We start from the raw sequence: 22,925 nt of genomic DNA on the forward strand, positions 1-22,925 counted from the left end.
GAGTGAAGTGATAATGTTTCTTAATTCGAAATTAATTAATAAATCATTGAAAAATAAAGATAGAATAAAATATAGAATATGTGAGAGTTATAATAAGAATTATTCCCATATTTAATAGTTACAAGAAAAAGAAATTATGCAGAAAAATAGACTTTTTCTTTAGATCAAAGCTTTGCATAATAAATTCAGACCATTGAAACCAATTGTGAGAAATCAGATGAAAGCATTTTTTATGTTAGATGAACTGAATCAGTTTCATTGGGCAATGCTTAAATCTGTATTGCTCATTTTAACTTTATTACCCATTAGTGAAGGTGCTTTAACATTATGGCAAGCCACTGAGGGAAGTAGCCAGATTATGATTGGTTTCTTTGCATTAAGCATGTTAAGTGCATGGTTTGTCTTGTGCTTTTTAAGTGCCTTGAAAACCACGGTCTGGAATCATGTTGACCTGATTTCTAAATATGAGCAGTTTTTATTTAAGGCTTATCGTTATATTCCGATGTTATTTTTATCCAGTCTGGTTGCCTATTTAAGCGTGCAATTATCGATAAGCTTTTAAATGATTAAAATATTGGGCGTTGAAAACGTAGATTTAAAATCTACGTTTTTTATTGCCTGAATTTAGCCAGCGTGAACAAACAGAAAGGTAATTTTGCGTACGATTGGCAAGACCAAAAGTAAAACAGGGAAGGCAATTAACCACGAAATTCCCCATGCGGATAGCCAGATGTGAGTAGAAAACTGTTCTAATCCCATGCTACGTAAAGTACTAATGCACGACACGATAAAAGTCATGATGATAGATAGGAATAAAGGTAAAACTACGGTGGCGTAACGATTTGGAATCTTTTGAAAACGAAAAGAAGACCCTTTTAAATTTTGCATTTTTTTCTCCGTAAACCAACAAACGCCAGTGCCTGATCAAATATGGAATATCTTGATCAAATAGCTCCAAACGTTGTTGGAGATATGTTGGCACGTTGATTGACGTAAACGTTTACGGCTTTATAAAGAGCAAAATGAATTTAACATGAAGGATCAGAATAAGGAATAAAAAATGAGCATCTTTATTTAAAAATAGAGATCCTCTATATTCCATATGACTTTAAAAATCGAAGAGAACAATTAGATGCAACAAATTGAATGGAATGATTTTACCAAAGTGGAGTTACGTGTCGGTCGGATTGTACAGGCTGAAGTATTTAAAGAAGCGCGAAAACCAGCTTATATCTTGCAAGTTGATTTTGGTGAAGAATTAGGAATCCGAAAATCCAGTGCGCAAATTACCAAACTTTATCAGCCTGAAAACTTGATTGGAAAACTGGTGGTTGCCGTAGTGAACTTCCCGAAGAAACAGATTGGCCCAATTCAATCAGAATGTCTGGTCACAGGATTTCATAATGCGGAAGGAGAGGTGGCACTTTGCGTCCCAGAGTTTGATGTTCCTCTGGGCACAAAGTTGTTGTGATTTATCGACGTGATTTAAATGAAATATCGACTTTACGTGGACGGTAAATCCAGCCAACGATCAATAATAGAAGTGAGAAAATCAGGATCGGATAATCGCTTAAGCGGTTATACAAGGTTTGCCCTTGCATGGCAGGCAGTTCACCACGAAGCACGGCTTCCTGATCAATTGGCGCCTGTTTCACAATATGACCGTTCTGATCGATAAATGCTGTCACACCGGTATTGGTCGCACGAATAAACCAGCGGCCATTTTCTTTGGCACGCATTTGTACCATTTGCAAATGTTGCCAAGGCCCAGCAGTCCCTGTAAACCATGCATCATTTGAAACAGTGATCAAAAAGTCACTATTCGATGCATTACGGCGGGTCAGGTTTGGATAAGCCACTTCATAGCAAATTGCAGCTGCCAGCGCATGACCTTTAACCATTAATGGCTTCTGGTTCGATTCACCACGAGAAAAACCACTCATACTGACATCATTCTGCATTGCTGGGAGTACCCATTTCAGCATGCCTGATAATGGAATATATTCACCAAACGGCACCAGACGTTGCTTTTTATACAAGCCATGTGAGTCGCTGCCTGAAGCCATAATACTGTTGTAATACAATGGTTCACCGACTTGCTGCGACTTCGCCATATCCCAATACGGGATACCGGTCACCCATGCACTGTCTGTTTTCTTGGCTTGCGCATCCATCGCCTCCAGAAATTCTGGAATATCGGTCTGGAACATTGGAATCGAAGATTCTGGCCAGACAATCAGATCACGTCCCCATTCAGCACGAGTCAGCGTGGCATAAATTTCTAAGGTCTTAATCTGGTATTCAGTTAACCATTTCAGGTCTTGAGGAATATTTCCTTGAACCAAAGATACACTCAGTGGTTTGGCTGCTTTCGGTTGTACAAACTGAATAAATCCAGCGCCCCATGCACCTAAAACTAGAACTGCGGAAGGCACCGCCCAAAACCAGCGACGATTTAAAATCTCGACCAGCGCACAGGCCAGTACGATGACAACGAAAGAAACAGCATAAACACCAAATAGAGGTGCATAGCCATCTAATAGGCGTTCAGTGAAGGCATAACCTGCGAATAACCACGGAAAACCAGTGAATACCCAGGTTTTTGCCCACTCAAACAGCACCCATAGTGGTGCAAAAGTAAGCGGCGTCTCTGGAAAAAAGCGACGATATAGCCAAGTCTGAAATGCCGTAAACAAGCCCATTGCAGCCGCCATAAAGGCAATCATCAACACGCTTAAAAAAGCATTGGTATCACCATAGGTATGGATGGATGTATAGAGCCAGAATGCCCCGACAAACCATAAACCAAAGCCATAGGCCCAGCCGAGCGCAAAGGCCTGACGTGGGCTACGCTGGCGCAATACGGCATAGAGTAATGCAGGCGACAAAATCGCAAGCCACCAGAAATAGTACGGGGCGAGCGCCAAACTAAAGATTGCACCCGAAATGAGTGCAATCAAAAGTGGAAAAATAAAAGGGAGCTGTTTTTGTGGTTGAGACGAATTTAACAGCTTCTCAAAATAGGTTCTCATTGACGGACAGCTCGAATCAGATGAATAGTGCGTGCATCTGCTTCAATAATGGTAAATTGCCAATCGCCAAGCTCAATGGTTTGACCTTGTAAATCGCTCACTAAACCAATCTCTTGCAGCAGTAAACCGCCCATAGTTTCAACTTCATCGTCAGAAAAATCTGCATTTAAAATAGTGTTGAAATGTTCGATTGGTGTAAGTGCCTGCACAATCCACGTATTTGCTGTGGTCGGGTCATTATCTGGAACGATATATAAGGCTTCTTCATCCGCAATATCATGTTCATCTTCAATTTCGCCGACAATCTCTTCAAGAATATCTTCAAGGGTGACGAGACCAGAGGTTGAACCATATTCATCAATCACGATGGCAATATGAGTTTGCGTATTTTTCAGCATACGCAACACCTGATCTGAACGTGCACTTTCAGGCACAAACACAGGCTGGCGCATCAACGAACGAATATCAACTTTGACATTACGCTCAGTTAAAAAAGGTAATAGGTCTTTCGCTAATAAGATGCCCACCACATTATCGCTTTGATCCGCTGAGAATACAGGGAAGCGCGAATGTGCAGAGTCGATCAGGACATGCAGAATATCAAGTAATTGATCGTCTTCCTGCAAACTGATGATCGCTGTACGCGGTGTCATGACTTCTCGAATCTTTGTTGCTGGCAGGTCAAGAACACCCTCAAGCATAGCAACAGTATCTGGCTCTAAAAAGCGACGTGAGTCTTGAACTAACTTGAGTAATTCATCGCGGGTTTCAGGTGCGGTACCTAACCATTTTCTTAAGCCACGCATACCCCACGACGGACTGGATTCCTCGACCATGATCTTTCCTAAAGACTCTCTATATCAATTAGATGATTTTCATCATACCGAAGATAAAGCGGATATGCATCAACAATACTATGTAAAAAACGTACAGTTTTCCAAAACAGGCCAGATGATTTTTATATGAGCAGTTTATGCTAAAATGTGAAAATTCGAATATTTGAGTTTTATGATGTCTGAACAACCAAAACTTCCCGCTGTTCAAATCAATACGCGAGGTTTACGTTGCCCTGAACCTGTGATGATGTTGCACCAAGCCATTCGCAAAGCCAAGTCAGGTGAGATTGTTGAAGTATTGGCAACAGACCCTTCAACATCATGGGATATTCCAAAATTTTGTATGCATCTTGGTCATGAGCTGTTGCTCAAAGAAGAAAATCAGGATGAAAATAGTAATACTGAATACCGCTATCTTGTGCAGAAAGGTTAACTTTTAAAGTGCATGGCGCATAAAAAATCCGAGTCTAAACTCGGATTTTTTATTTTGAATTACATATTTGGATAGTTCGGACCACCGCCACCTTCAGGCGTTACCCAAGTGATGTTCTGTGATGGATCTTTAATATCACAGGTCTTACAGTGTACACAGTTTGCTGCGTTGATCTGGAAGCGTTTTGAACCATCATCATTTTCCATGATTTCATAAACACCCGCAGGGCAGTAGCGTTGAGCAGGCTCATCCCATTTTGGTAGGTTTACATCAACTGGAATAGATGGATCAGTCAACTTTAAGTGCGCTGGCTGATTTTCTTCATGTACGGTATTTGATACGAATACAGAAGATAAACGGTCAAAGGTCAACTTGCCATCTGGTTTTGGATAGTTTGGTTTAAACGTTGACGCATCTACAGTTTTAAGTGCAGCAAAGTCTTGTTTAAGATCATGCAACGTGAATGGCACTTTAAGGATGTTTTGATCGATAAAGTTAAACGCGCCACCAATCCACTGACCAAACTTGTGCATTGCAGGGCCAAAGTTGCGTGAGTTATATAACTCTTCTTTTAACCAAGAATTGTTATATTTGTCTGTATACGCAGTCAATTCTTTGTCGAAATGATCGTCGCCTTCAAGCACACGTGCAATCGCAAGATCACCACCTTTTGCAACACCCGCAGCAATCGCTTCGAATACTGCCTCACCACACAACATACCTGATTTCATTGCAGTGTGTGAGCCTTTGATTTTTGAGAAGTTCAAGAAACCAGCATCATCACCAATCAGGCAACCGCCTGGGAAAGTGAGTTTAGGTAAAGCATTAAAGCCACCTTTCACAACAGCACGTGCGCCGTAAGAAATACGTTTACCGCCTTCAAGGAATTGCTTGATGGTTGGGTGCGTTTTCCAGCGTTGCATTTCCATGAATGGATACATGTGCGGATTTTCATACGATAAATCCACGATCATACCCAAAGTCACCTGATTGTTTTCAGCGTGGTATAACCACCAGCCACCAGATGAACCTGTTTCAGACAACGGCCAGCCAGCACCATGCATGACTAAGCCTGGCTTATGTTTAGCAGGATCGATTTCCCAAAGCTCTTTAATCCCGATACCGTAGTGCTGTGGATCAGCATCTTTATCAAGATTGTATTTTGCAATCAGGCGTTTACCGAGGTGACCACGGCAGCCTTCAGCGAACAATGTATATTTGGCATGAAGTTCATAACCAGGCGTGAAGTTATGCGTTGGCTCACCATTTTTGCCAATGCCCATATCACCTGTTTGAATACCTTTTACCGTACCATCTTCATGGTAAAGCACTTCAGATGCAGCAAAACCCGGGAAAATTGAAACTTCCAGCTCTTCTGCTTTCTGGCCTAACCAGCGCACGACATTACCAAGAGAAATGACATAGTTCCCTTCGTTGTGCATTGATTTTGGTACCATCCAATACGGCATTTTTTGCGCTTTGGTATCAGACAATAAGAAATAAGTTTCGTCACCTGTGACAGGGACATTCAGTGGTGCGCCTTCTTCTTTCCAGTTTGGAAATAATTCATTCATGGCACGTGGTTCAAGTACAGCACCTGAAAGGATATGCGCACCTACTTCGGAGCCTTTTTCAACAACACATACAGAAAGGTCAGGTAGGTTGTTTTCAATCGCTAATTGACGAATTTTAATCGCAGCAGATAAACCCGCAGGTCCTGCGCCTACGATCACTACGTCAAACTCCATCGCTTCACGTTCGATGTGTTCCATGTAGGACTCCTCATATTTTTAAGGGTGGCAACCGTAATATTGCGATTCGGCGCTGCCATGAGTGTTCTTAATTGCCAAACACAAATGATAATATGTGCTTGCAAACGTTTGGGATAGTATAGTTTTAAACCTTGATCTCGCCAATTGGCTGAGCGGTCATATTTTCTCGTCAGCAAGGCATAAACTATGATAAATGAAAATGATTCTCCACAAAACTCTTTAGAAAATCAGGGAAAAATCATGTTTTCTGATGATAAAAACTTAATGAACATTGCACAATACTTAAATGATGTACAGCAAAGTCACAAAAGGTCAATTCCGCCTTTAGACCAGTGGCATCCAAAGCATTGTGGCAAAATGGATCTACGCATAAAAGCCAATGGAGAATGGTGGCACGAAGGTCAATTGATCAAACGTCAGGCTCTTCTGGATCTGTTCAGTAAGGTGTTGTGGAAAGAGGACGGCAAATTCTACCTCAAAACCCCGGTGGAACAGATTGAAATCGAAGTTGAAGATGAACCATTGTTGATCAATCAGGCGGATCAGGTGCAAATCGAAGGCAAAACCTATCTGCAACTCACCACCATCAATCAGGATGTGATTATTGTAGATGAAGCACATCCTGTTTTTATGCGTGAATATGAAGGGGAGTTACGTCCTTATGTGCATGTCCGTTTTGGTATGAATGCCCTGATCCAGCGTCAGAGTTTTTATCATCTCGTGAACTACGGAACTTTGTCTGAAAATGCGCAAGGTGACACGGTTTTAACGCTAAAAAGTGGTGATTTGGTCTTGCATTTGAGCACCTGAGGTTTAAGCTTAAAAGAGTAAATAAACCAGTGTCCATGTGTAATATGACAGCCGTTCAATCCATGCCTCTTTTACTTGATCCAATGCCACACGCATCTGCTGATGCACCCATTGGGGTTTTTGACTCAGGCATTGGCGGCTTATCGGTTGCACAAGAAATTGCACGACATTTACCAAATGAACGCATTCTCTACTATGCAGATACGGCTCATGTGCCATATGGTGCGCGTTCAGATCAGGAAATCCGTCAGCTGACTGCGCAGGCAATCGAATGGCTTTACCGTCAGGGTTGTAAAATTGCGGTGGTGGCGTGTAATACGGCTTCTGCTTTTAGTCTGGATTACTTACGCGATCATTATGGAGAACGTTTTCCAATCGTTGGTCTTGTGCCTGCATTAAAGCCCGCCGTCATTCAAACTCAATCCAAAGTCGTGGCTGTGCTGGCGACGCCTGCCACCTTCCGTGGACAGCTGATTAAAGATGTGATGGCAAACTTCGCACAGCCTGCTGGTGTCAAAGTGTTGACGGTGACGAGTCTGGAACTGGTGCCATTTGTTGAGGCTGGGCAGCAGATGAGCCCAGCGTGTCTCGAGGTACTACAACAGATTTTACAACCTGTGGTCGAGCAGGGTGCTGACTTTCTGGTCTTGGGGTGTACCCATTATCCTTTCCTGAAAGATGCGATTCGTCAGATTTTTTCTGAAAAATTAAAATTAATTGATTCTGGACAAGCAGTTGCGCGACAAACTGCCTATCTTTTAATTAAAAATGGGTTATTATGTGACAAATTGCGTCATAACATTACCCGTATTCAATGTTATGTCAGTGGTAACAATGCGGTCGAACTAGAACCCGTTCTTCAGCACCTTATACCAGAACAATTAACATGGAAGATTCAAAATCTGGCCGAGATTGAGATAGGAAATCACTAAATCGAGCCATATTTATATATTTATTGGGGTTAGTTGTTAATAAAAAATCAAGATAAATACTTGATATTATTGATCAATGAATTGGGGCCTAGCCTATGCAAGATACTCGTTATCAAGTCTTTATTTCTACCTCTGGCAATGAAATGCAACCAGAGCGAGCGGTTCTCGCACAAACATTAGTTGGCATGGGATTTCTGTCATGGGGGCTGGAACAGCGCACCCCGCTCAGTACTTCGATTGCTCGCCGTCAAATTGATGATTGTGATTATGTGGTGATTTTGCTGGGTAGCCAATATGGCGAACAATCCGTTTCAGGTGTCGGCTATATGCATCTGGAATATATTTATGCCATGACCAAACAAAAGCCTGTGATTGTATTTATGCATGAAGACCCAGAGTCTCGTGATGCCAAATTGCATGATCACAAGCCAGAACTTAAAGAAAAATTCAAAGAATTTAGAAAACAGTTACAACACGAAGTGGATCAGGTCTTTTGTTATCGTACCTTAAGAGATCTGGAGCTGGCTGTACGTTCAAGTATGCCGCAAATGCTAGAGCGTTATCCTGTGGTGGGGTGGGTGCGTCCACAAAATACGCAGGTATTGCGTGATGAAATTGACGCATTACGTGCCAAGGTGAAACAGTTGGAAACGGAACTGGGCAATCGTGAAGCTGATCCGCTGACCAATGTACCTAAAGTTTCGATGCATGAACTCTATTCATTTGAATATCGGATGCATGCCTATCAGGATGGCAATTTCAAGGAAGTTAAGCCACATCGCAAGATGACATGGGCGCAATTACTGAATGTTCTCGGTTCAGCTTTTGTGATCCCGACACCAGAAGAATATTTTTCCAAGCGGATCAATGAATATCTCAATGAGACAGGTTTGGACGATGCCCGTAAGGAAATGCCAAGGGCGCATGCTGTATCTCGTGCCCAAGTGAATATTCGTGCTTTGCATGAGATCAAATTACAAATGCGTCAAAATGAATGGATTGTGCCAACAGGGCGTGATGACCGTCAACGTATGTTGTGGCAGCTCACCGCAAAAGGACAGAAACTACTGGAAAGTAATATGCTGGATAGCAATCGGGTTTTTCAATTTAAGACCATGCATTAATCCAATTTAGCAAACAGGGCTAAAACTGCTAAAGTAATTGTATGAACCCAATGAAAAGCGGATGCGGTCTATGTTAGCGACACAAAAACCAAAAGTGACTGTGATTCTGGCCAATTTAGGTACGCCAGATGAAGCAACTGTGCCAGCAGTACGACGTTTCCTGAAACAGTTTTTATCTGATACCCGTGTGATTGAGATTCCCAAATTATTATGGTGGATCATCCTGCACTTATTTGTTTTGACCTTCCGTCCGAAACGGGTGGCTGAAGCCTATGCTTCGGTCTGGTCGAATGACTCACCGATGCGTGAAATTGTGCTGGAACAAACACTGCTGATTAAGCAACGCCTACAAGAAGAAAATCATCAGTTTGATCTGACGGTTGTGCCCGCCATGACTTATGGCCAACCGAGTATCCATGATGTACTGGCGCAACTGGCAAAAGATCCACAAGAACATGTAATTTTACTGCCGTTGTTCCCGCAATATTCAGCGACCTCGACAGCGCCATTATATGATGCGTTTGCCAAATGGATTCCACAGCAACGTCATTTACCTGGTCTGACCATTATTAAGGACTATCATCAGCACCCTTTATTTATTCAGGCGTTGGCAGATAGCGTACTGTATTATCAGGGACAGCATGGCAAAGCTGAAAAACTGTTGATGTCATTTCATGGTATTCCTCAACCTTATGCCGATAAAGGCGACCCCTATGCAGACCGTTGCCGAACCACAGCACGTCTGGTGGCAGAAGCTTTACATCTCAAAGAAGATGAATGGGCGATCAGCTTTCAGTCACGTTTTGGTAAGCAGGAATGGGTAAAGCCTTATACGGATCAGTTGTTACAGCAATGGGGTGAACAAAAGGTTCAATCGGTACAGGTGATTAGTCCAGCCTTTTCAGCAGATTGTCTGGAAACGCTGGAAGAGTTGGCGATGCAGAATAAAGAGATTTTCCAGCATGCAGGTGGCGGAGACTATGTCTATATTCCAGCCTTGAATGCGGATCAGGCCCATATAGATTTGCTTGCTGGTCTGGTTCAGGCTAATCTTGATGCACTCACTCATACCTTAGCCCATCGTTAAATCGACGCTTTATTTCGCCAGAGGTTTTTATGCTCCAAGTCAAAATTGTTCCTGTTACTGCATTTGCCCAAAACTGCTCGATCTTATGGGACAGTGAAAGCAAAGAAGCGATTTTGATTGATGCAGGTGGTGATGCTGCGGTGCTGAAAAAAGAAGTGGAAGCTTTGGGTCTAAAAGTGAAAGCACTGTGGTTGACGCACGGACATCTTGATCATGCAGGTGCAGTCGGTGAACTTGCTGAAACATGGCAGATCCCCGTGATTGGCCCGCATAAAGAAGATCAGTTCTGGCTGGACATGATTCAGGAAGTCTCGGCGCGTTATGGCTTTCCAATTCCCCAGCCTGTCAAAGTGGACCAATGGTTAGAAGGTGGTGAAGTTTTAAAGCTGGGTGACGATGAGTTTGAAGTGCGTTTTGCCCCAGGCCATACCCCAGGTCATGTGATGTTCTATAACGCCAAACATGGTTTGTTGTGGACAGGTGACGTGTTGTTTAAAGGCTCGATTGGTCGTACAGATTTTCCAAAAGGTAATCACCAGCAGTTGCTCGATTCGATTCAGCGCGAATGCTTTAGCTTGCCTGATGATACCCAGTTTATTTCAGGTCATGGCCCGATGAGTACCATTGGTTATGAAAAGCAATTTAATCCTTTTGTGGCAAGCAAAGCAGGCTAACTGCACCTTTTAGCTTGTGTATAGCAGCGTGTTATACACAAGCCAGCTCCTTGCTGGTTAAATGGTTTCTAGCCATTTTTGATTGGCCAGATTCAAATCAAAGTTCAAACTATTACAAATGCTTTGTAAGTCGAAAGAAGCTTTATCTTCTGGAATCTGAATCAGAATAGGCAAACGGGTAATGCCATTTTCTCCTGTCGGAAAAGCGTAATGGCGTTCTTTGTGGTTAATTGAAATCAGTGATTCAAATTCTAAATAAACGATCAGAGATGGAAAACGTCGCTGAATCCGCATAATTTCCTGATGTGCATCTTTTTTAATTTGTGCTGTTTTAAGTTTTAGCTTGAGAATATTGTCTTTTATTTTTTGAGGTTTATTCATAAGCTTACTCAGAAACGAAGCACTTTGTTTGAGCTGGCGTTGATTTTCTTTTAATTCCGAAAAAGCATCTTTGTATTCCTGTAGTGAGGCCAAGCTAATGTCTTTGAGGATATTGGTTGGCTCTAGTGCTTCAGCATGATGTTTTTTCCATTCCTCATAAGAAAACACCGTGAACACATCCGAATGCCGTTTCTGTAGCAAGGTGGCATAAGATTTGAGTCGGGCAATAAACAGATTAACCTGCTTATTAAAGATCAAAGAAGGCTGTGACTGGAACTCAATAAAATGGCTAATCAGATCATCCAGCGTTTGTTTGACACTTAAATAGAGATAATTACATTCATCTCGATGATGAACTGAATGCTTCAGCGCTTCGGCAACAGGTTCAAGAATATTGCTATTGAGTTTCTGCTCAAAATCAATCAGCCGTTGTTCTACCAGTTTTTCCATAAATACCCCATTGGGTTGCAGAGGCTCTCGTAGGAAAGGCACTAGGGTTTTGCTGGTATACAGTTCAATATTGCGCACAATATCTGAAACATACTGGTTAACAGGCTTATCAATCGTAATGATTCGGCTGATTTGCCACTCGAATTGTTCGTGATGGCGGATGTCGTCGATTTTATCTAAATGCAGAATCGCTGAATTCACATAAATATTGTCGCAGCCTTCAAATTTTTCTTCTTGTAAGAAACGTCGAATTGAAAAGGTATTGACCATTCCTTCCTTGCTCGGTGCCAAAGCAAAAATATATTTGGAGGTTTTCACGATATCTAGTTGTCGGGATTTTTGTTGTTTATAGAGAAAATATTTCAGGATATGAGGTTTTTCTGCTCTGAGTTGATGCGAACGCAAAAGGTTAAAAGAATATTTTAATAACTGTTGTTTGAGAAACACCTCGGTCATAAAGGTTTTAATGATGTCGGTATTAATATGTCGCTGATTTTCAGGCAGGATGATCTTTTCTTTTGCCAGAATAATTTGCGCCGCTGCATAGATAAATTCTTTTAGAATCAGTTTCTTTTGCTCTTGTAGATCAAAGTCGTCTTCGGTTTCAATGGTATGAATCTGGCTCAGGATATTTTCCAGATAGTCTGAAATTTCATAAGCATGCTGATAGCTTTTTAACTTTTCTAGGGACGCTGCAATTTTTTTCACTAACACTTTGATTGGAGCGATATAAATTTTCTCAATCAGAATATCAAAGTCATGTTTGGCCAAATAGGAAAAGCTGTTGTCCTTTCGGTTCCAGTGAATTTTTTTGAGTTGCAGCACCTGCTGGGAAATTTTTTCGCAATGTTCAGGTGTATGTTCTGAAAAAAGTGTGATCAGTGCCGTTTGCCAATCAGCATCCAGATTGGGATCAATTTGTGTTGCCAAAAGCTTGAGCTGATAAGGAATATCGTTATTCATTTTTACATCCTGGTAAATTTAAATCTTTTTATTGAACAAGCTGATGCCACATAAATCGGTGCGAAACTGGATCAGAACAATGTATAAGTTGTCATGTGTAGTTTGGTCTTGTTATTCAATCCTACAGTTGTCACTAGATTTGCATAAGGTCATGAAAAAGTAAATTACTGTGATGTAAATCACATATTTAAAATGTGTAAATTTTTATTAAGAATAGCGTTGTCGGTAGACAATTTTTAAGCAGAGAGACTGAATTTGAGTATGACTTACCGAAATTTAGCCAAAACTCACAATTATCGAACAATATCTTAGGCAGGGTAGGTCTACAAAGCGATTATTTTTATTTAGAATCAGGTGTGAAACGCTTTATTCATGTTGAACTAATTGCTTAATTTCACCTGATGAAAACCAATTGGAGACGATTTCATGCAATGGACTAAACCTGCTTTTACTGATGTACGTATTGGTTTTGAAGTGACCATGTACTTCGAAGTACGTTAATCATTCCGATTCAAATTCAAGATAAGCCCTAGTTATGCCTAGGGCTTATCTTTTTCTAACAAGAAATTAAATCTATGTATATTCATGTTCTAGGTTCGGCTGCTGGTGGGGGCTTTCCGCAGTGGAATTGTAATTGCCCAAATTGTCATGGCGTGCGTACGGGTACGATTCAGGCCAAGGCACGCACACAATCCTCAATCGCGATTTCTGAAAATGGCATCGATTGGGTGCTGCTTAATGCTTCGCCAGATATCCGTCAGCAATTATTTGATTTTAAGGCAGCTCAGCCTGACCGTAAGTTGCGTGATACTGGTATTCGTGATGTGATTCTGATGGATAGCCAGCTGGATCATACCACTGGACTGCTGACTTTACGTGAAGGCTGTCCAATCAAGGTCTGGTGTACCGATATGGTCTATCAGGATCTGACCACAGGTTTCCCTGTATTTAATATGTTGAAGCACTGGAATGGCGGTCTGCAGTATCAGCAAATCGATCCTAAACAGGCATTCAAGATTGCGGGTTTTGAAGATATGGAATTTATGCCACTGATTATTCAAAGTGCTGCACCGCCGTATTCACCACATCGTCATGATCCGCATGAGGGCGATAATATTGCATTGATTATTCGGGATCATAAAACACAAAAACAGTTGTTCTATGCACCGGGTCTTGGAAAGATTGATGAACAGATCATGCAGATTATGCGCGATTCAGATTGTGTCATGATTGATGGTACGCTCTGGACGGATGATGAAATGCAACACACCGGTGTTGGCAGCAAAACCGGACGTGAGATGGGGCATTTGTATATTAGTGGCGAAGGTGGTTCATTGTCTTATCTGAATCAGCTTAGCCGCCCTAAAAAAGTGTTGATTCATATCAATAATACCAATCCGATTTTAGATGAAAACTCGGCTCAATGTGTTGAACTTAAAGCTCACGGTGTTGAAGTCGCCTTTGATGGCATGCAGATTAAACTTTGAGGTAAATGATGATGCCAAGCGCTGATGTATTAAGTGTCGAACAGTTTAAGCAGGCCATTCTGGATAAAGGGCAGTATTACCATATTTATCATCCTTTTCATGTGATGATGTACGAGGGTAAAGCCACCCAGCAGCAAATACAGGCGTGGGTTGCCAATCGTTATTATTATCAAATCAATATTCCACTGAAAGATGCCGCGATCATGGCCAATTGTCCAGATCAGCGTATGCGTCAGGAATGGATTCAGCGGATGATTGATCAGGATGGCGAATATCCTGATGGTGGTGGGCGCGAAGCATGGTTACGTTTGGCTGAAGCCGTTGGCCTGACCCGTGAGCAGGTGATTTCAGAAGAATTGGTGTTACCCGGCGTGCGTTTCGCGGTGGATGCTTATGTCAATTTTGCTCGCCGTGCCACATGGCGTGAAGCAGCCAGCAGTTCCCTGACCGAATTATTTGCGCCACAAATCCATCAGTCCCGTCTTGATTCATGGCCGCAGCATTATCCGTGGATTAATGATCAGGGTTATGACTATTTCCGTTCGCGTTTAAGTCAGGCTCGTCGCGATGTGGAGCATGGTTTGAATATTACACTGGACTCATTTACCACCTATGAACAGCAGCAGCGTATGCTGGAAATCCTGCAATTCAAGCTGGATATTCTTTGGAGTATTCTGGATGCGCTGACCTTGGCCTATGTGCATGAGCAAGCGCCGTATCATACCGTGACCACACAACCTGTCTGGCATAAGGGGTTATTTCGTGAGTAATGCAGAATTTGATTTAAACCTGATTCCGACTTGGCGACAAGGTTACCGCTTTCAGTTTGAGCCTGCACAAAATGCTTTTGTGATCTTATATCCAGAAGGCATGATCAAGCTGAATGACAGTGCTGGAGCGATTGGACAGCATATTAATGGACAGCAGAATGTTGCGGCTATTGTGGCCTTGTTGAAACAGCAGTTTGGTGACATTGCAGAAATCGAGCAGGATGTGGTCGATTATATGCGCGTTGCGCAGCAACAATACTGGATTGATTTGCGATGACAGAAGGCGTTGGTTTACCGCTCTGGCTTTTGGCGGAGTTGACCTATCGTTGTCCTTTACAATGTCCTTATTGTTCGAATCCTCTGGATTATGCCCAGCATAAAAATGAACTGAGCACGCAAGAATGGTGTGATGTGTTTGATCAGGCACGGCAGATGGGTGCGGTGCAACTGGGCTTTTCTGGTGGGGAACCGCTGGTTCGGCAAGATCTGGAACAACTGGTTGCGCATGCGCATCAGCAAGGTTTTTATACCAACTTAATCACCTCGGGAATGGGCCTGAATGAGCAGCGTATTGCTCAACTCAAACAGGCTGGACTGGATCATATCCAGATCAGTTTTCAGGCCAGTGATCCTGTGGTGAATGATGCTTTGGCTGGTTCAAAACATGCCTTTGAACAGAAATATGAAATGTGCCGTCTGGTCAAGCAATATGACTATCCGATGGTGCTGAATTTCGTGATTCATCGACATAATATCGACCAGATTGAACAGATTATTGAGCTGTGTCTGGAGCTGAATGCTGATACGGTTGAACTGGCAATCTGTCAGTTTTATGGTTGGGCTTTTTTAAACCGTCAGGGCCTATTGCCTACTCAAGAACAGTTGACGCGTGCCGAACAGGTAACCAATGCCTATCGAGAAAAACTTCGCCAGCAGAATCATCCGTGTAAGTTGATCTTTGTGGTGCCTGATTATTATGAGGAGCGACCAAAAGCCTGTATGAATGGTTGGGGTAAAATTTTCTTTACGGTGACGCCTGATGGCACGGCATTGCCATGTCATGCAGCACGTCAGCTACCGATTGCGTTTCCGAATGTTCGTGAACAATCTTTATCGGAGATCTGGTACACATCCACTGGTTTTAACCATTTCCGTGGCGATGCATGGATGCCAGAAAGTTGCCGTAGTTGCCCAGACAAACAGCGCGACTTTGGCGGCTGCCGTTGTCAGGCCTATATGCTCACAGGTGATGCTGCCAATGCTGATCCTGTGTGTGGTAAATCTAGCGATCATTATCTGATTGAACAAGCACGCCGTGACAGTGAACAGGCCTCATCTCTTGCGCAATTGGTATTTCGAAATAGCAAGAATTCAAAACAATTGGCACTTCAGCAAAAAATTCCTGTGCAAAGCATTACCGGCGAATCTTCCTCATGACGCATGGTCTAAATCACGACAAAGTTGTAGTTTTCGATGGTCATAATGATCTGCTGACACGGTTATGGCTCAGCGATCAAGCGGACCCCGTACAGGCTTTTATACATGAACATTTGCCAGGACAACTGGATTTAAAGCGCTGCCAGCAGGCGGGATTTGTAGGCGGCATGTTTGCAATTTTTCTACCGCCATTTGCTTATGTGAAACAACATCATCCCGATAAGCTTATGGATAAAAATGCCGAAGATTTCACTCAACGGCAGGTTGAGCAGATCTGTCTGGCACAACTCGAGCTGGCGCAGCAGCTGGTGCAGGCTTCCGAGCAGATTCAACTGTGTACCTCGGTGCAACAGATTCAGGATTGCCGTACTCAAAGTCAACTGGCTGTAGTGCTACACATGGAAGGGGCGGAAGCTTTACAGGACAACCCAGACTTGCTCGATGTTTTTTATCAGGCAGGGTTACGGAGTATCGGCCCCTTATGGAACAGGGTGAGCCAGTTTGGACATGGTTTAAATGCCCGTTTTCCTCATTCACCCGACACAGGTGCAGGCCTGACCATAGCGGGTAAAGCCTTATTAAGACGCTGTGCTGAAAAGAAAATGGTGGTGGATGTATCGCATATGAATGAACGTGCATTTTGGGACACGGTCGATATTTTGCAGCAACCGATTGTCGCTACCCATTCCAATGCACACGCTTTATGTCCCCAAGTACGTAATCTTACTGATCCACAACTCAAGGCAATTGCTGAGAGTGGGGGCATGGTCGGGGTCAATTTTGATGTGGCCTTTTTACGCGCTGATGGGCAGCGGAATGCGGACACGCCACTTGAACTGATTCTGGATCATCTGGAATATATGATGGATCGCCTTGGCGAAGACCATATTGGCTTCGGTTCAGATTTTGATGGCGCGCTGATCAGTACAGAGCTGCAAGACGTTACGGGCTTAGCGCAACTGATTGCTGCGATGCAACAGCGCCACTATTCAAAAGAATTGATTGAGAAAATCTGCTGGGGCAACTGGCTCAATGTGCTGAACCGAATCTGGACTTAGCAGATGAATAGAAGATGATTAGTCTTCATAATCATCTTCGTGGCGTTTCATCTCTGCTTGTGGTGTATCTTGGGTTGGCAATTTGTACTCATCACTGGCCCAGGCACCGAGATCAATCATCTTGCAACGTTCTGAGCAGAATGGACGAAATGCATTACCTTCCCAAGTGCTGGTTTCACCACAACGCGGGCAGGGGAATGTACGTGGCATAGAAAATTCCTAAAACAAAGAGGGTTTGTTGACATTTCAGCCATGCATTGCGTTATTAGCTAAAACGACATAAACAAGGCATGAAACGTAGACAATGGCGATCCCCTTGTCAAGTTCCATAACGAAGTTTAGGGAGGTTTTAGCCATAACCCTATGGGACAGGAGCATTTTTTGCTGCTACTGTGTTATGCCTTATTCATTTAGAATAGCTAAACTTCATAAGTCATGCCTTGTATCAGCTAAAAAATGCTCTCTGTCGCAATGAGAGCTTTAGCTCGCAAGGTGAAATGTTAATAAACCCTAAATAGATTAGGCAAAAGTAAGGTGACTTGTTAGACTTATGCCGATTTCTAGATAGTTTGATGAGATTATGTCGATTCGTCAATTTCAAGCACAACGTATGCAAGCCCCTCGTGATTTTAAGGCCATTTCTAATACACCGATTTGTGTGGAAATTGGTGCTGGAAAAGGTAAACATGCCTTGTTATTTACGGGACAAAACCCGCAAACCACGTTGTATGCAATTGAGCGAACCAAAGAAAAATTTTTGGCGATGCAAAAACAGCATCAGCTGGAAGCTCGGGAATATTTAAATCCTGTTCATGCCGATGCCTTGCCTTGGGTGGTGCATGCCTTGTTCCCGGCACAAGTACAACAATTTTTTATTCTTTATCCGAATCCAGAACCACATAATCCAGCGCAGCGCTGGCTCAATATGCCATTTTTCGAATTCCTGCTTTCTCGCCTTCAGCCAGATGGAACCATTACCTTAGCCAGTAATATTCCCGAATATATTGATGAAGCAGAGCAACAACTGATTGAAGTATGGAAATTACCTTATGAAAAACAAAAAATTGCAGCGGATTCAGCTCGAACGCATTTTGAAATCAAATATCTGGAACGCGGCGAACTTTGCCAGCAATTGATCATTAGTAAGCCAAAAGGTTACGCAACCCGTTTTGATGATTTCGCACCGTTGCAAGGTCAAAATGCCCAAGAGAACCGCGATGCCTAAGCGTGTTGCCATTATTGGGGCAGGCCCAGCAGGTTTGATGGCTGCTGAGGTGTTGAGTCAATATGATTATGAAATTGACGTGTTCGAACAGAAACCGTCGGCTGCACGCAAGTTTTTAATGGCAGGTAAAACAGGTTTAAACATTTCCCATGCTGAGCCTGTTGAGGCTTTTATCCAGCGTTATGACCAGACACAATGGCTGGGACCTTGGGTCAAGCAATGGGATGCACAATGGATTCAGAACTGGATGCAAGGTCTGGGGATTGAATCCTATGTTGGCAGTTCGGGACGCGTCTTTCCTGTAGAAATGAAAGCAGCGCCGTTACTCCGTGCATGGTTAAAGCGGTTGATGAGTGCTGGCGTAAAATTTCATTATCGCCATCGTTGTGTGGATTTATCCAATAATCAACTCACTCTGGAAACTCAGACGCAACGTTTTAGTGCCAGTTATGATGCGATTGTACTGGCCTGTGGCGCGGTGTCATGGTCGCAATTGGGCAGTGATGGTGCGTGGCAACAATGGCTCTCAAAGAATGAAATCGCGCCTTTTCAGGCCAGCAATGCTGGTGTTTTGAAAACATGGTCGCCATTTATGCAAGAATGTTTCGGACAACCGCTTAAGCGCGTCAATGCATGGGTATGGCCTGAACAGCAAACCCATGGCGATATCATCATTACCCATTATGGTTTTGAGAGTGGCGTGATTTATAAATTGGGTCGTGATCTCAGAGCGCAGCTTGCCCAACAGCAATCTCTACAATTACAGCTAGACCTACTGCCAGATGTCAGCGTTGAGCAATTAGAAAAGAAATTACAGGCGAATAAAAAACAGTCTTTGACCAATCTTTGGCGTAAAGCAGGATTGGACAATGTCAAAATTAATCTGCTTCGGGAAATCGTCGAAAAAAGCTTATGGTCAGATGCCAAGCAAATGGCACAGCAGATCAAACAGCTTCGTATTCCTTTGGCAGGCTTTCGCCCGATTGAAGAAGCTATTAGTTGTGCGGGTGGGGTGAAGCAAGAGGTGTTATCTTCACAACTGCAATTACACTCGAATCCTTATGTATTTTGCTGTGGTGAAATGCTGGATTGGGATGCACCAACGGGTGGCTATTTACTGACAGCTTGCTTCGCAACTGGGCGAGTCGCTGGAGAGGGTGTACATCGCCGATTAGAGTGTGCCCCGACAAGATAATGTTTTTAAAAGCGTTATTTAAAATTTCTGTATTTTTCATGTTCTAAATCACCTTATTCTTAGCTATTGGCGAGTTTTTTGCAGTGTTGATATTTATCTTTTTATTGATGAATGTTCAATGTTGCAAAAGTTCAAGTCCAGCCTATTTGCTCAAGTTGTTTTTGCATTAATTCTCGGTATTGTTATTGGGGTTAGCTTTCACGATTTTTCTTTAGCTTTAAAACCATTCGGGGATGGCTTTATTGCGCTGATCAAGATGTTGATTGCACCTATTGTTTTCTGTGTGGTCGTTCTGGGAATCTATGGCGCAAATGACATTAAAAAAATGGGGAAAGTTGGTGCAAAAACAATTTTATATTTTGAAGTGGTCACCAGTATTGCACTGATTTTGGGGATTGTGGTTGCCTATGTATTCAAACCAGGTGTCGGGATGAATATTGATGTCACCAAGCTAGATGGCAATGATTTAAATGTTTATACCGAACGTGCACATAGCATCAGTTCGGGATCAGATTTTTTACTCCATATTATTCCTAAAACATTTGTAGATGCGTTTGCCCGTGGTGATATTTTACAGGTTCTGTTGATTGCGATTTTATTTGGTGTCGCCTTACTACTGATCCCAAAACATTTAGCAGAACTGGTTTGCAAGGCAATTGAAGCATTTTCTGAAGTGTTTTTTAAAATGATGGCTTTGATTATCCGTCTGGCTCCAATCGGGGTGTTCGGTTCGGTTGCGTACACCACTGCAAAATTTGGAGTGGATTCGCTGATCCAGCTTGGTTATTTAGTCTTGTTATTTTATGTGACTTGTACTCTATTCGTGCTGATTGTTTTGGGTGGAATCCTGAAAGTTGCAGGTTTAAATATATTCAAATTTCTCAATTATTTTAAAGCCGAGCTTTCCATCGTATTGGGAACAGCATCTTCTGATTCTGTATTACCACAGATCATGAAAAAGTTGAAAAATTTAGGCATTCAGGATTCGACGGTCGGCTTGGTAATTCCTACGGGTTATTCTTTTAATCTAGATGGATTCTCTATTTACTTAACCCTCGGGGTCATCTTTATTGCACAAGCCTGCAATATCGATTTATCCATGCATGATCTACTCGCAATTTTACTGGTTTCTTTAGTGACTTCAAAAGGTGCGCACGGTATTCCTGGTTCAGCTTTAGTTATTTTGGCGGCGACCTTATCCGTCATTCCTAGTCTTCCGACCATTGGTTTGGTTTTATTGTTGTCAGTAGATTGGTTCATTGGAATTGTACGTGCTTGCACAAACTTGATCGGCAATTGTGTGGCGACAGTTGCAATTGCGCATTGGGAAAAGGATATCGATCATGCCCGCGCTCAAAAAGTATTAGACCAAAAAGTCTGAATAAATAGGATTTGTAATTTGCATGGTGACAAGATCTAGCCTATATTTTTAGTGGAAAAATCATCCAAGGAATGACCAATGTCTCAAGCTTCACCCGTGTATCGTGGCAGTTGTTTATGTAATGGAATTCATTATGAGATTCATGGTGAAATCGGCGAGATCGTACAATGCCATTGCCAGCGTTGCCGCAAAGCCAATGGTACGGCCTATGCCACCAATGCACCCATAAGCAGTACAGCGTTTAAAATTGTACAAGGTGAAGCGCTAGTTAAAAAGTTTGCTGCATCTGGGGTGTATCGCTGGTTCTGTGGTGAATGTGGTTCTCCACTGGTCAGTTCACGGGATGCGCAGCCTGAGCTTTATCGTTTAAGAATCGGAACTCTGGATACACCATTACAGCAAAAGCCAAGCATGCATATCTTCGCTGCTTCTAAAGCAGAGTGGGATTGTATTGCGGATGATTTACCTCAATATGCTGAACGTCCTTAAATCGGATGTATTTTTACGATGATTTTTGAGACCTCAGCGTTAGAAGCAAATGATATCTATCGCTTATTGGTGGGTGGAATTTCGCCTCGACCGATTGCTTGGATTAGTACTCTCTCCAAAGAGGGTATCGCCAATATTGCACCTTATTCATTTTTTAATGTCGCCAGCTGTAATCCACCTATTTTATGGTATTCACAGGTCAACCCCAGAAATGGGCAAGATAAAGATACCATTCGCAATCTGATGGATACACGAGAGTGCGTGGTGCATATCGTGAATTCACAATTGCTGGAAAAGATGAATTTATCCTGTGCTTTATTGCCTCCAGCGCAAAGCGAATTTGAGTTTGCCGAGATTGAGTCTGAGCCAAGCCATTCGGTGGCCGCTTTATCTGTCAAACATGCACCGATTCGTTATGAATGTCAGTTAAGAGAGGTTCTGCAACTGAGTACGCTTCCATCGGGTGGTACGGTGGCTTTGCTGGATGTGAAATCAATCTATGTCGATGATCGGCTCTGGGATGGTCAAATGATCGACCAGCAACAACTGGATAGTGTTGGCAAAATGGGTGGCGATTTTTATAGTTTAACCACCGATCTACGAAAACTTGCCCGACCAATCGTGTCATCCACAACAGATGAGCATAAAAAAGGAGGTTAACTACCTCCTTTTTCTATTATTTGGCAGTTAAAGCTTCACCTTCGAACTTAACCCCATCCCAGCCATTTTGCATAAACTGACGGATATTTTGATGGTCTGTTGCTTCAGGCGTTGCCAACACAGAGGCATAATGTTCTGCAAATAAACTGAGTGTGTCCGCTTGATTTAAGCCTTCAATTTTAGCAAAGCTGAGTACTTTGGCACTGCCTTGATTTTCAGTCGCAGCATTAGATTGCGCGCCGTTCTGGAATGCAGTTGGGGTATGTTGATAACGAGCTTCGATAAATGCCAATACATCTGCAAACTTTGCCGAGCCATCTTTAAGTTGTGCCAATAAGCTTTGAGTCATGTCTAAAATTCCATGTTGATTGAATCAATAGCAGCATCATAACATTGAAAATGCAGAAGAGAAGTCGTTGGTGTATTCGCCGTTTATGTTCAAAGTGGTCATTTATATATTGACGAATCATGTATAGATCCCCGCCTTTGCTTTTGTCGCATCTGCCTGAAATTTTGATGGGGCTGGGGAAAAGTTTTAGCAACATCTAGCTGAATTGTGGATAACTCTATGTTTATACACAGTGCAATTCTGCTTAAAAAGAGCGATTGAGTTGCTTAAAAAATATGTTATTTTAGAGCAAAGGAGATGGCATTCCTCCTATTACAAACCGCCAGAATGGCTAATGATGCCTACGTTACCCTGAACAGGGGACGTAGGTTCGTGCGTGC

At 42.7% G+C, this 22,925-nt stretch carries 26 protein-coding genes and 1 riboswitch; of the genes, 19 read left to right on the forward strand and 7 right to left on the reverse strand.

The features are described from left to right. The first annotated feature begins 217 nt into the window (after positions 1-217). A complete protein-coding gene (locus tag A9Z07_RS13890) occupies positions 218-562 on the forward strand; it encodes a hypothetical protein (RefSeq protein WP_069579438.1) in 345 nt (114 codons plus the stop codon). 62 nt (positions 563-624) lie between these two features. Here A9Z07_RS13890 and A9Z07_RS17695 read toward each other — a convergent pair whose 3' ends face one another. Beyond that, positions 625-888, reverse strand: a complete 264-nt coding sequence (locus A9Z07_RS17695) for a DUF2798 domain-containing protein (RefSeq protein ID WP_081406437.1) — start codon at positions 886-888, stop codon at positions 625-627. A 244-nt stretch (positions 889-1,132) separates the two neighbouring features. On the opposite strand from A9Z07_RS17695, the gene A9Z07_RS13895 reads away from it, so the two are divergent. Continuing rightward, positions 1,133-1,471, forward strand: coding sequence for a tRNA-binding protein (locus A9Z07_RS13895; RefSeq protein ID WP_004774166.1), 339 nt, complete (start codon positions 1,133-1,135; stop codon positions 1,469-1,471). A 1-nt stretch (position 1,472) separates the two neighbouring features. On the opposite strand, the gene lnt is transcribed toward A9Z07_RS13895, so the two are convergent. Both lnt and A9Z07_RS13905 read right to left on the reverse strand, forming a co-directional pair. After that, positions 1,473-3,032, reverse strand: a complete 1,560-nt coding sequence (gene lnt / locus A9Z07_RS13900) for an apolipoprotein N-acyltransferase (RefSeq protein ID WP_005255385.1) — start codon at positions 3,030-3,032, stop codon at positions 1,473-1,475. After that, positions 3,029-3,868: an HlyC/CorC family transporter gene (locus tag A9Z07_RS13905; protein ID WP_004774169.1), complete on the reverse strand. Its 840-nt coding sequence runs from the start codon at positions 3,866-3,868 to the stop codon at positions 3,029-3,031. The genes lnt and A9Z07_RS13905 overlap by 4 nt, the downstream gene beginning before the upstream one ends. 175 nt (positions 3,869-4,043) lie before the next feature. Between A9Z07_RS13905 and tusA the strand changes: the two genes are divergently transcribed. Then, complete coding sequence (gene tusA / locus A9Z07_RS13910; protein ID WP_004774171.1) at positions 4,044-4,301, forward strand: sulfurtransferase TusA; 258 nt, start codon at positions 4,044-4,046, stop codon at positions 4,299-4,301. Positions 4,302-4,360: 59 nt separating this feature from the next. On the opposite strand, the gene A9Z07_RS13915 is transcribed toward tusA, so the two are convergent. Continuing rightward, positions 4,361-6,073, reverse strand: a complete 1,713-nt coding sequence (locus A9Z07_RS13915; protein ID WP_004774172.1) for an electron transfer flavoprotein-ubiquinone oxidoreductase — start codon at positions 6,071-6,073, stop codon at positions 4,361-4,363. A 186-nt stretch (positions 6,074-6,259) separates the two neighbouring features. Between A9Z07_RS13915 and A9Z07_RS13920 the strand changes: the two genes are divergently transcribed. The 5 genes from A9Z07_RS13920 (at position 6,260) to A9Z07_RS13940 (ending at position 10,700) form a co-directional block, all read left to right on the forward strand. After that, positions 6,260-6,883, forward strand: a complete 624-nt coding sequence (locus A9Z07_RS13920; RefSeq protein WP_069579440.1) for a DUF1285 domain-containing protein — start codon at positions 6,260-6,262, stop codon at positions 6,881-6,883. Between the two features lie 44 nt (positions 6,884-6,927). Beyond that, positions 6,928-7,815 (forward strand): glutamate racemase, encoded by an 888-nt coding sequence (murI, locus tag A9Z07_RS13925; RefSeq protein ID WP_062848166.1) that lies wholly within the window; start codon positions 6,928-6,930, stop codon positions 7,813-7,815. Positions 7,816-7,910: 95 nt separating this feature from the next. Next, positions 7,911-8,939, forward strand: coding sequence for a DUF4062 domain-containing protein (locus A9Z07_RS13930; protein ID WP_004774177.1), 1,029 nt, complete (start codon positions 7,911-7,913; stop codon positions 8,937-8,939). Positions 8,940-9,009: 70 nt separating this feature from the next. Beyond that, positions 9,010-10,026 carry a ferrochelatase gene (hemH, locus tag A9Z07_RS13935; protein ID WP_069579442.1) on the forward strand — a complete coding sequence of 339 codons (1,017 nt, stop codon included), beginning with the start codon at positions 9,010-9,012 and terminating at the stop codon, positions 10,024-10,026. A 29-nt stretch (positions 10,027-10,055) separates the two neighbouring features. Then, on the forward strand, positions 10,056-10,700 hold the full coding sequence (locus A9Z07_RS13940) for an MBL fold metallo-hydrolase (RefSeq protein ID WP_005255381.1): 645 nt from the start codon (positions 10,056-10,058) through the stop codon (positions 10,698-10,700). A gap of 57 nt (positions 10,701-10,757) precedes the next feature. On the opposite strand, the gene A9Z07_RS13945 is transcribed toward A9Z07_RS13940, so the two are convergent. Further along, positions 10,758-12,494, reverse strand: coding sequence for a hypothetical protein (locus A9Z07_RS13945; RefSeq protein ID WP_069579444.1), 1,737 nt, complete (start codon positions 12,492-12,494; stop codon positions 10,758-10,760). A 426-nt stretch (positions 12,495-12,920) separates the two neighbouring features. Between A9Z07_RS13945 and pqqA the strand changes: the two genes are divergently transcribed. The 6 genes from pqqA to A9Z07_RS13970 all read left to right on the forward strand — a co-directional run bounded on the left by pqqA (position 12,921) and on the right by A9Z07_RS13970 (position 17,246). Beyond that, the gene (gene pqqA / locus A9Z07_RS17700; RefSeq protein WP_009514286.1) at positions 12,921-12,995 is read left to right on the forward strand and encodes a pyrroloquinoline quinone precursor peptide PqqA; all 75 of its coding nucleotides are present in this window, start codon (positions 12,921-12,923) and stop codon (positions 12,993-12,995) included. Between the two features lie 74 nt (positions 12,996-13,069). After that, positions 13,070-13,981, forward strand: coding sequence for a pyrroloquinoline quinone biosynthesis protein PqqB (gene pqqB / locus A9Z07_RS13950; RefSeq protein ID WP_069579446.1), 912 nt, complete (start codon positions 13,070-13,072; stop codon positions 13,979-13,981). A gap of 11 nt (positions 13,982-13,992) precedes the next feature. Further along, positions 13,993-14,751: a pyrroloquinoline-quinone synthase PqqC gene (pqqC, locus tag A9Z07_RS13955; RefSeq protein ID WP_139126647.1), complete on the forward strand. Its 759-nt coding sequence runs from the start codon at positions 13,993-13,995 to the stop codon at positions 14,749-14,751. Continuing rightward, the gene (gene pqqD, locus A9Z07_RS13960; RefSeq protein ID WP_069579450.1) at positions 14,744-15,028 is read left to right on the forward strand and encodes a pyrroloquinoline quinone biosynthesis peptide chaperone PqqD; all 285 of its coding nucleotides are present in this window, start codon (positions 14,744-14,746) and stop codon (positions 15,026-15,028) included. Before pqqC ends, pqqD begins: the two co-directional genes overlap by 8 nt. Further along, complete coding sequence (gene pqqE, locus A9Z07_RS13965) at positions 15,025-16,188, forward strand: pyrroloquinoline quinone biosynthesis protein PqqE (protein ID WP_069579452.1); 1,164 nt, start codon at positions 15,025-15,027, stop codon at positions 16,186-16,188. Before pqqD ends, pqqE begins: the two co-directional genes overlap by 4 nt. Beyond that, on the forward strand, positions 16,185-17,246 hold the full coding sequence (locus tag A9Z07_RS13970; protein WP_069579454.1) for a dipeptidase: 1,062 nt from the start codon (positions 16,185-16,187) through the stop codon (positions 17,244-17,246). The genes pqqE and A9Z07_RS13970 overlap by 4 nt, the downstream gene beginning before the upstream one ends. Positions 17,247-17,264: 18 nt before the next feature. Here the strand turns inward: A9Z07_RS13970 and A9Z07_RS13975 are convergent, their stop codons facing one another. Beyond that, positions 17,265-17,456: a DNA gyrase inhibitor YacG gene (locus A9Z07_RS13975; protein WP_004774191.1), complete on the reverse strand. Its 192-nt coding sequence runs from the start codon at positions 17,454-17,456 to the stop codon at positions 17,265-17,267. Positions 17,457-17,826: 370 nt separating this feature from the next. On the opposite strand from A9Z07_RS13975, the gene A9Z07_RS13980 reads away from it, so the two are divergent. The 5 genes from A9Z07_RS13980 to A9Z07_RS14000 all read left to right on the forward strand — a co-directional run bounded on the left by A9Z07_RS13980 (position 17,827) and on the right by A9Z07_RS14000 (position 22,196). Continuing rightward, entirely contained in the window at positions 17,827-18,471 is a 645-nt protein-coding gene (locus A9Z07_RS13980) for an SAM-dependent methyltransferase (RefSeq protein ID WP_069579456.1), read from the forward strand. Next, entirely contained in the window at positions 18,464-19,666 is a 1,203-nt protein-coding gene (locus A9Z07_RS13985; protein WP_069579457.1) for a TIGR03862 family flavoprotein, read from the forward strand. The genes A9Z07_RS13980 and A9Z07_RS13985 overlap by 8 nt, the downstream gene beginning before the upstream one ends. 118 nt (positions 19,667-19,784) lie before the next feature. After that, on the forward strand, positions 19,785-21,047 hold the full coding sequence (gene dctA, locus A9Z07_RS13990; RefSeq protein ID WP_069579459.1) for a C4-dicarboxylate transporter DctA: 1,263 nt from the start codon (positions 19,785-19,787) through the stop codon (positions 21,045-21,047). A 78-nt stretch (positions 21,048-21,125) separates the two neighbouring features. Next, positions 21,126-21,536: a GFA family protein gene (locus A9Z07_RS13995; RefSeq protein WP_069579461.1), complete on the forward strand. Its 411-nt coding sequence runs from the start codon at positions 21,126-21,128 to the stop codon at positions 21,534-21,536. Between the two features lie 18 nt (positions 21,537-21,554). After that, positions 21,555-22,196 carry a flavin reductase family protein gene (locus A9Z07_RS14000; RefSeq protein ID WP_069579463.1) on the forward strand — a complete coding sequence of 214 codons (642 nt, stop codon included), beginning with the start codon at positions 21,555-21,557 and terminating at the stop codon, positions 22,194-22,196. 16 nt (positions 22,197-22,212) lie between these two features. Here A9Z07_RS14000 and A9Z07_RS14005 read toward each other — a convergent pair whose 3' ends face one another. Beyond that, a complete protein-coding gene (locus tag A9Z07_RS14005) occupies positions 22,213-22,545 on the reverse strand; it encodes a HopJ type III effector protein (protein WP_009514235.1) in 333 nt (110 codons plus the stop codon). 284 nt (positions 22,546-22,829) lie between these two features. Further along, a riboswitch (Fluoride riboswitch) is annotated at positions 22,830-22,896 on the forward strand. Positions 22,897-22,925 lie beyond the last annotated feature (29 nt).

Origin of the sequence: Acinetobacter sp. YK3, assembly GCF_001729365.1 — a bacterium.
Taxonomy (GTDB): domain Bacteria; phylum Pseudomonadota; class Gammaproteobacteria; order Pseudomonadales; family Moraxellaceae; genus Acinetobacter; species Acinetobacter vivianii.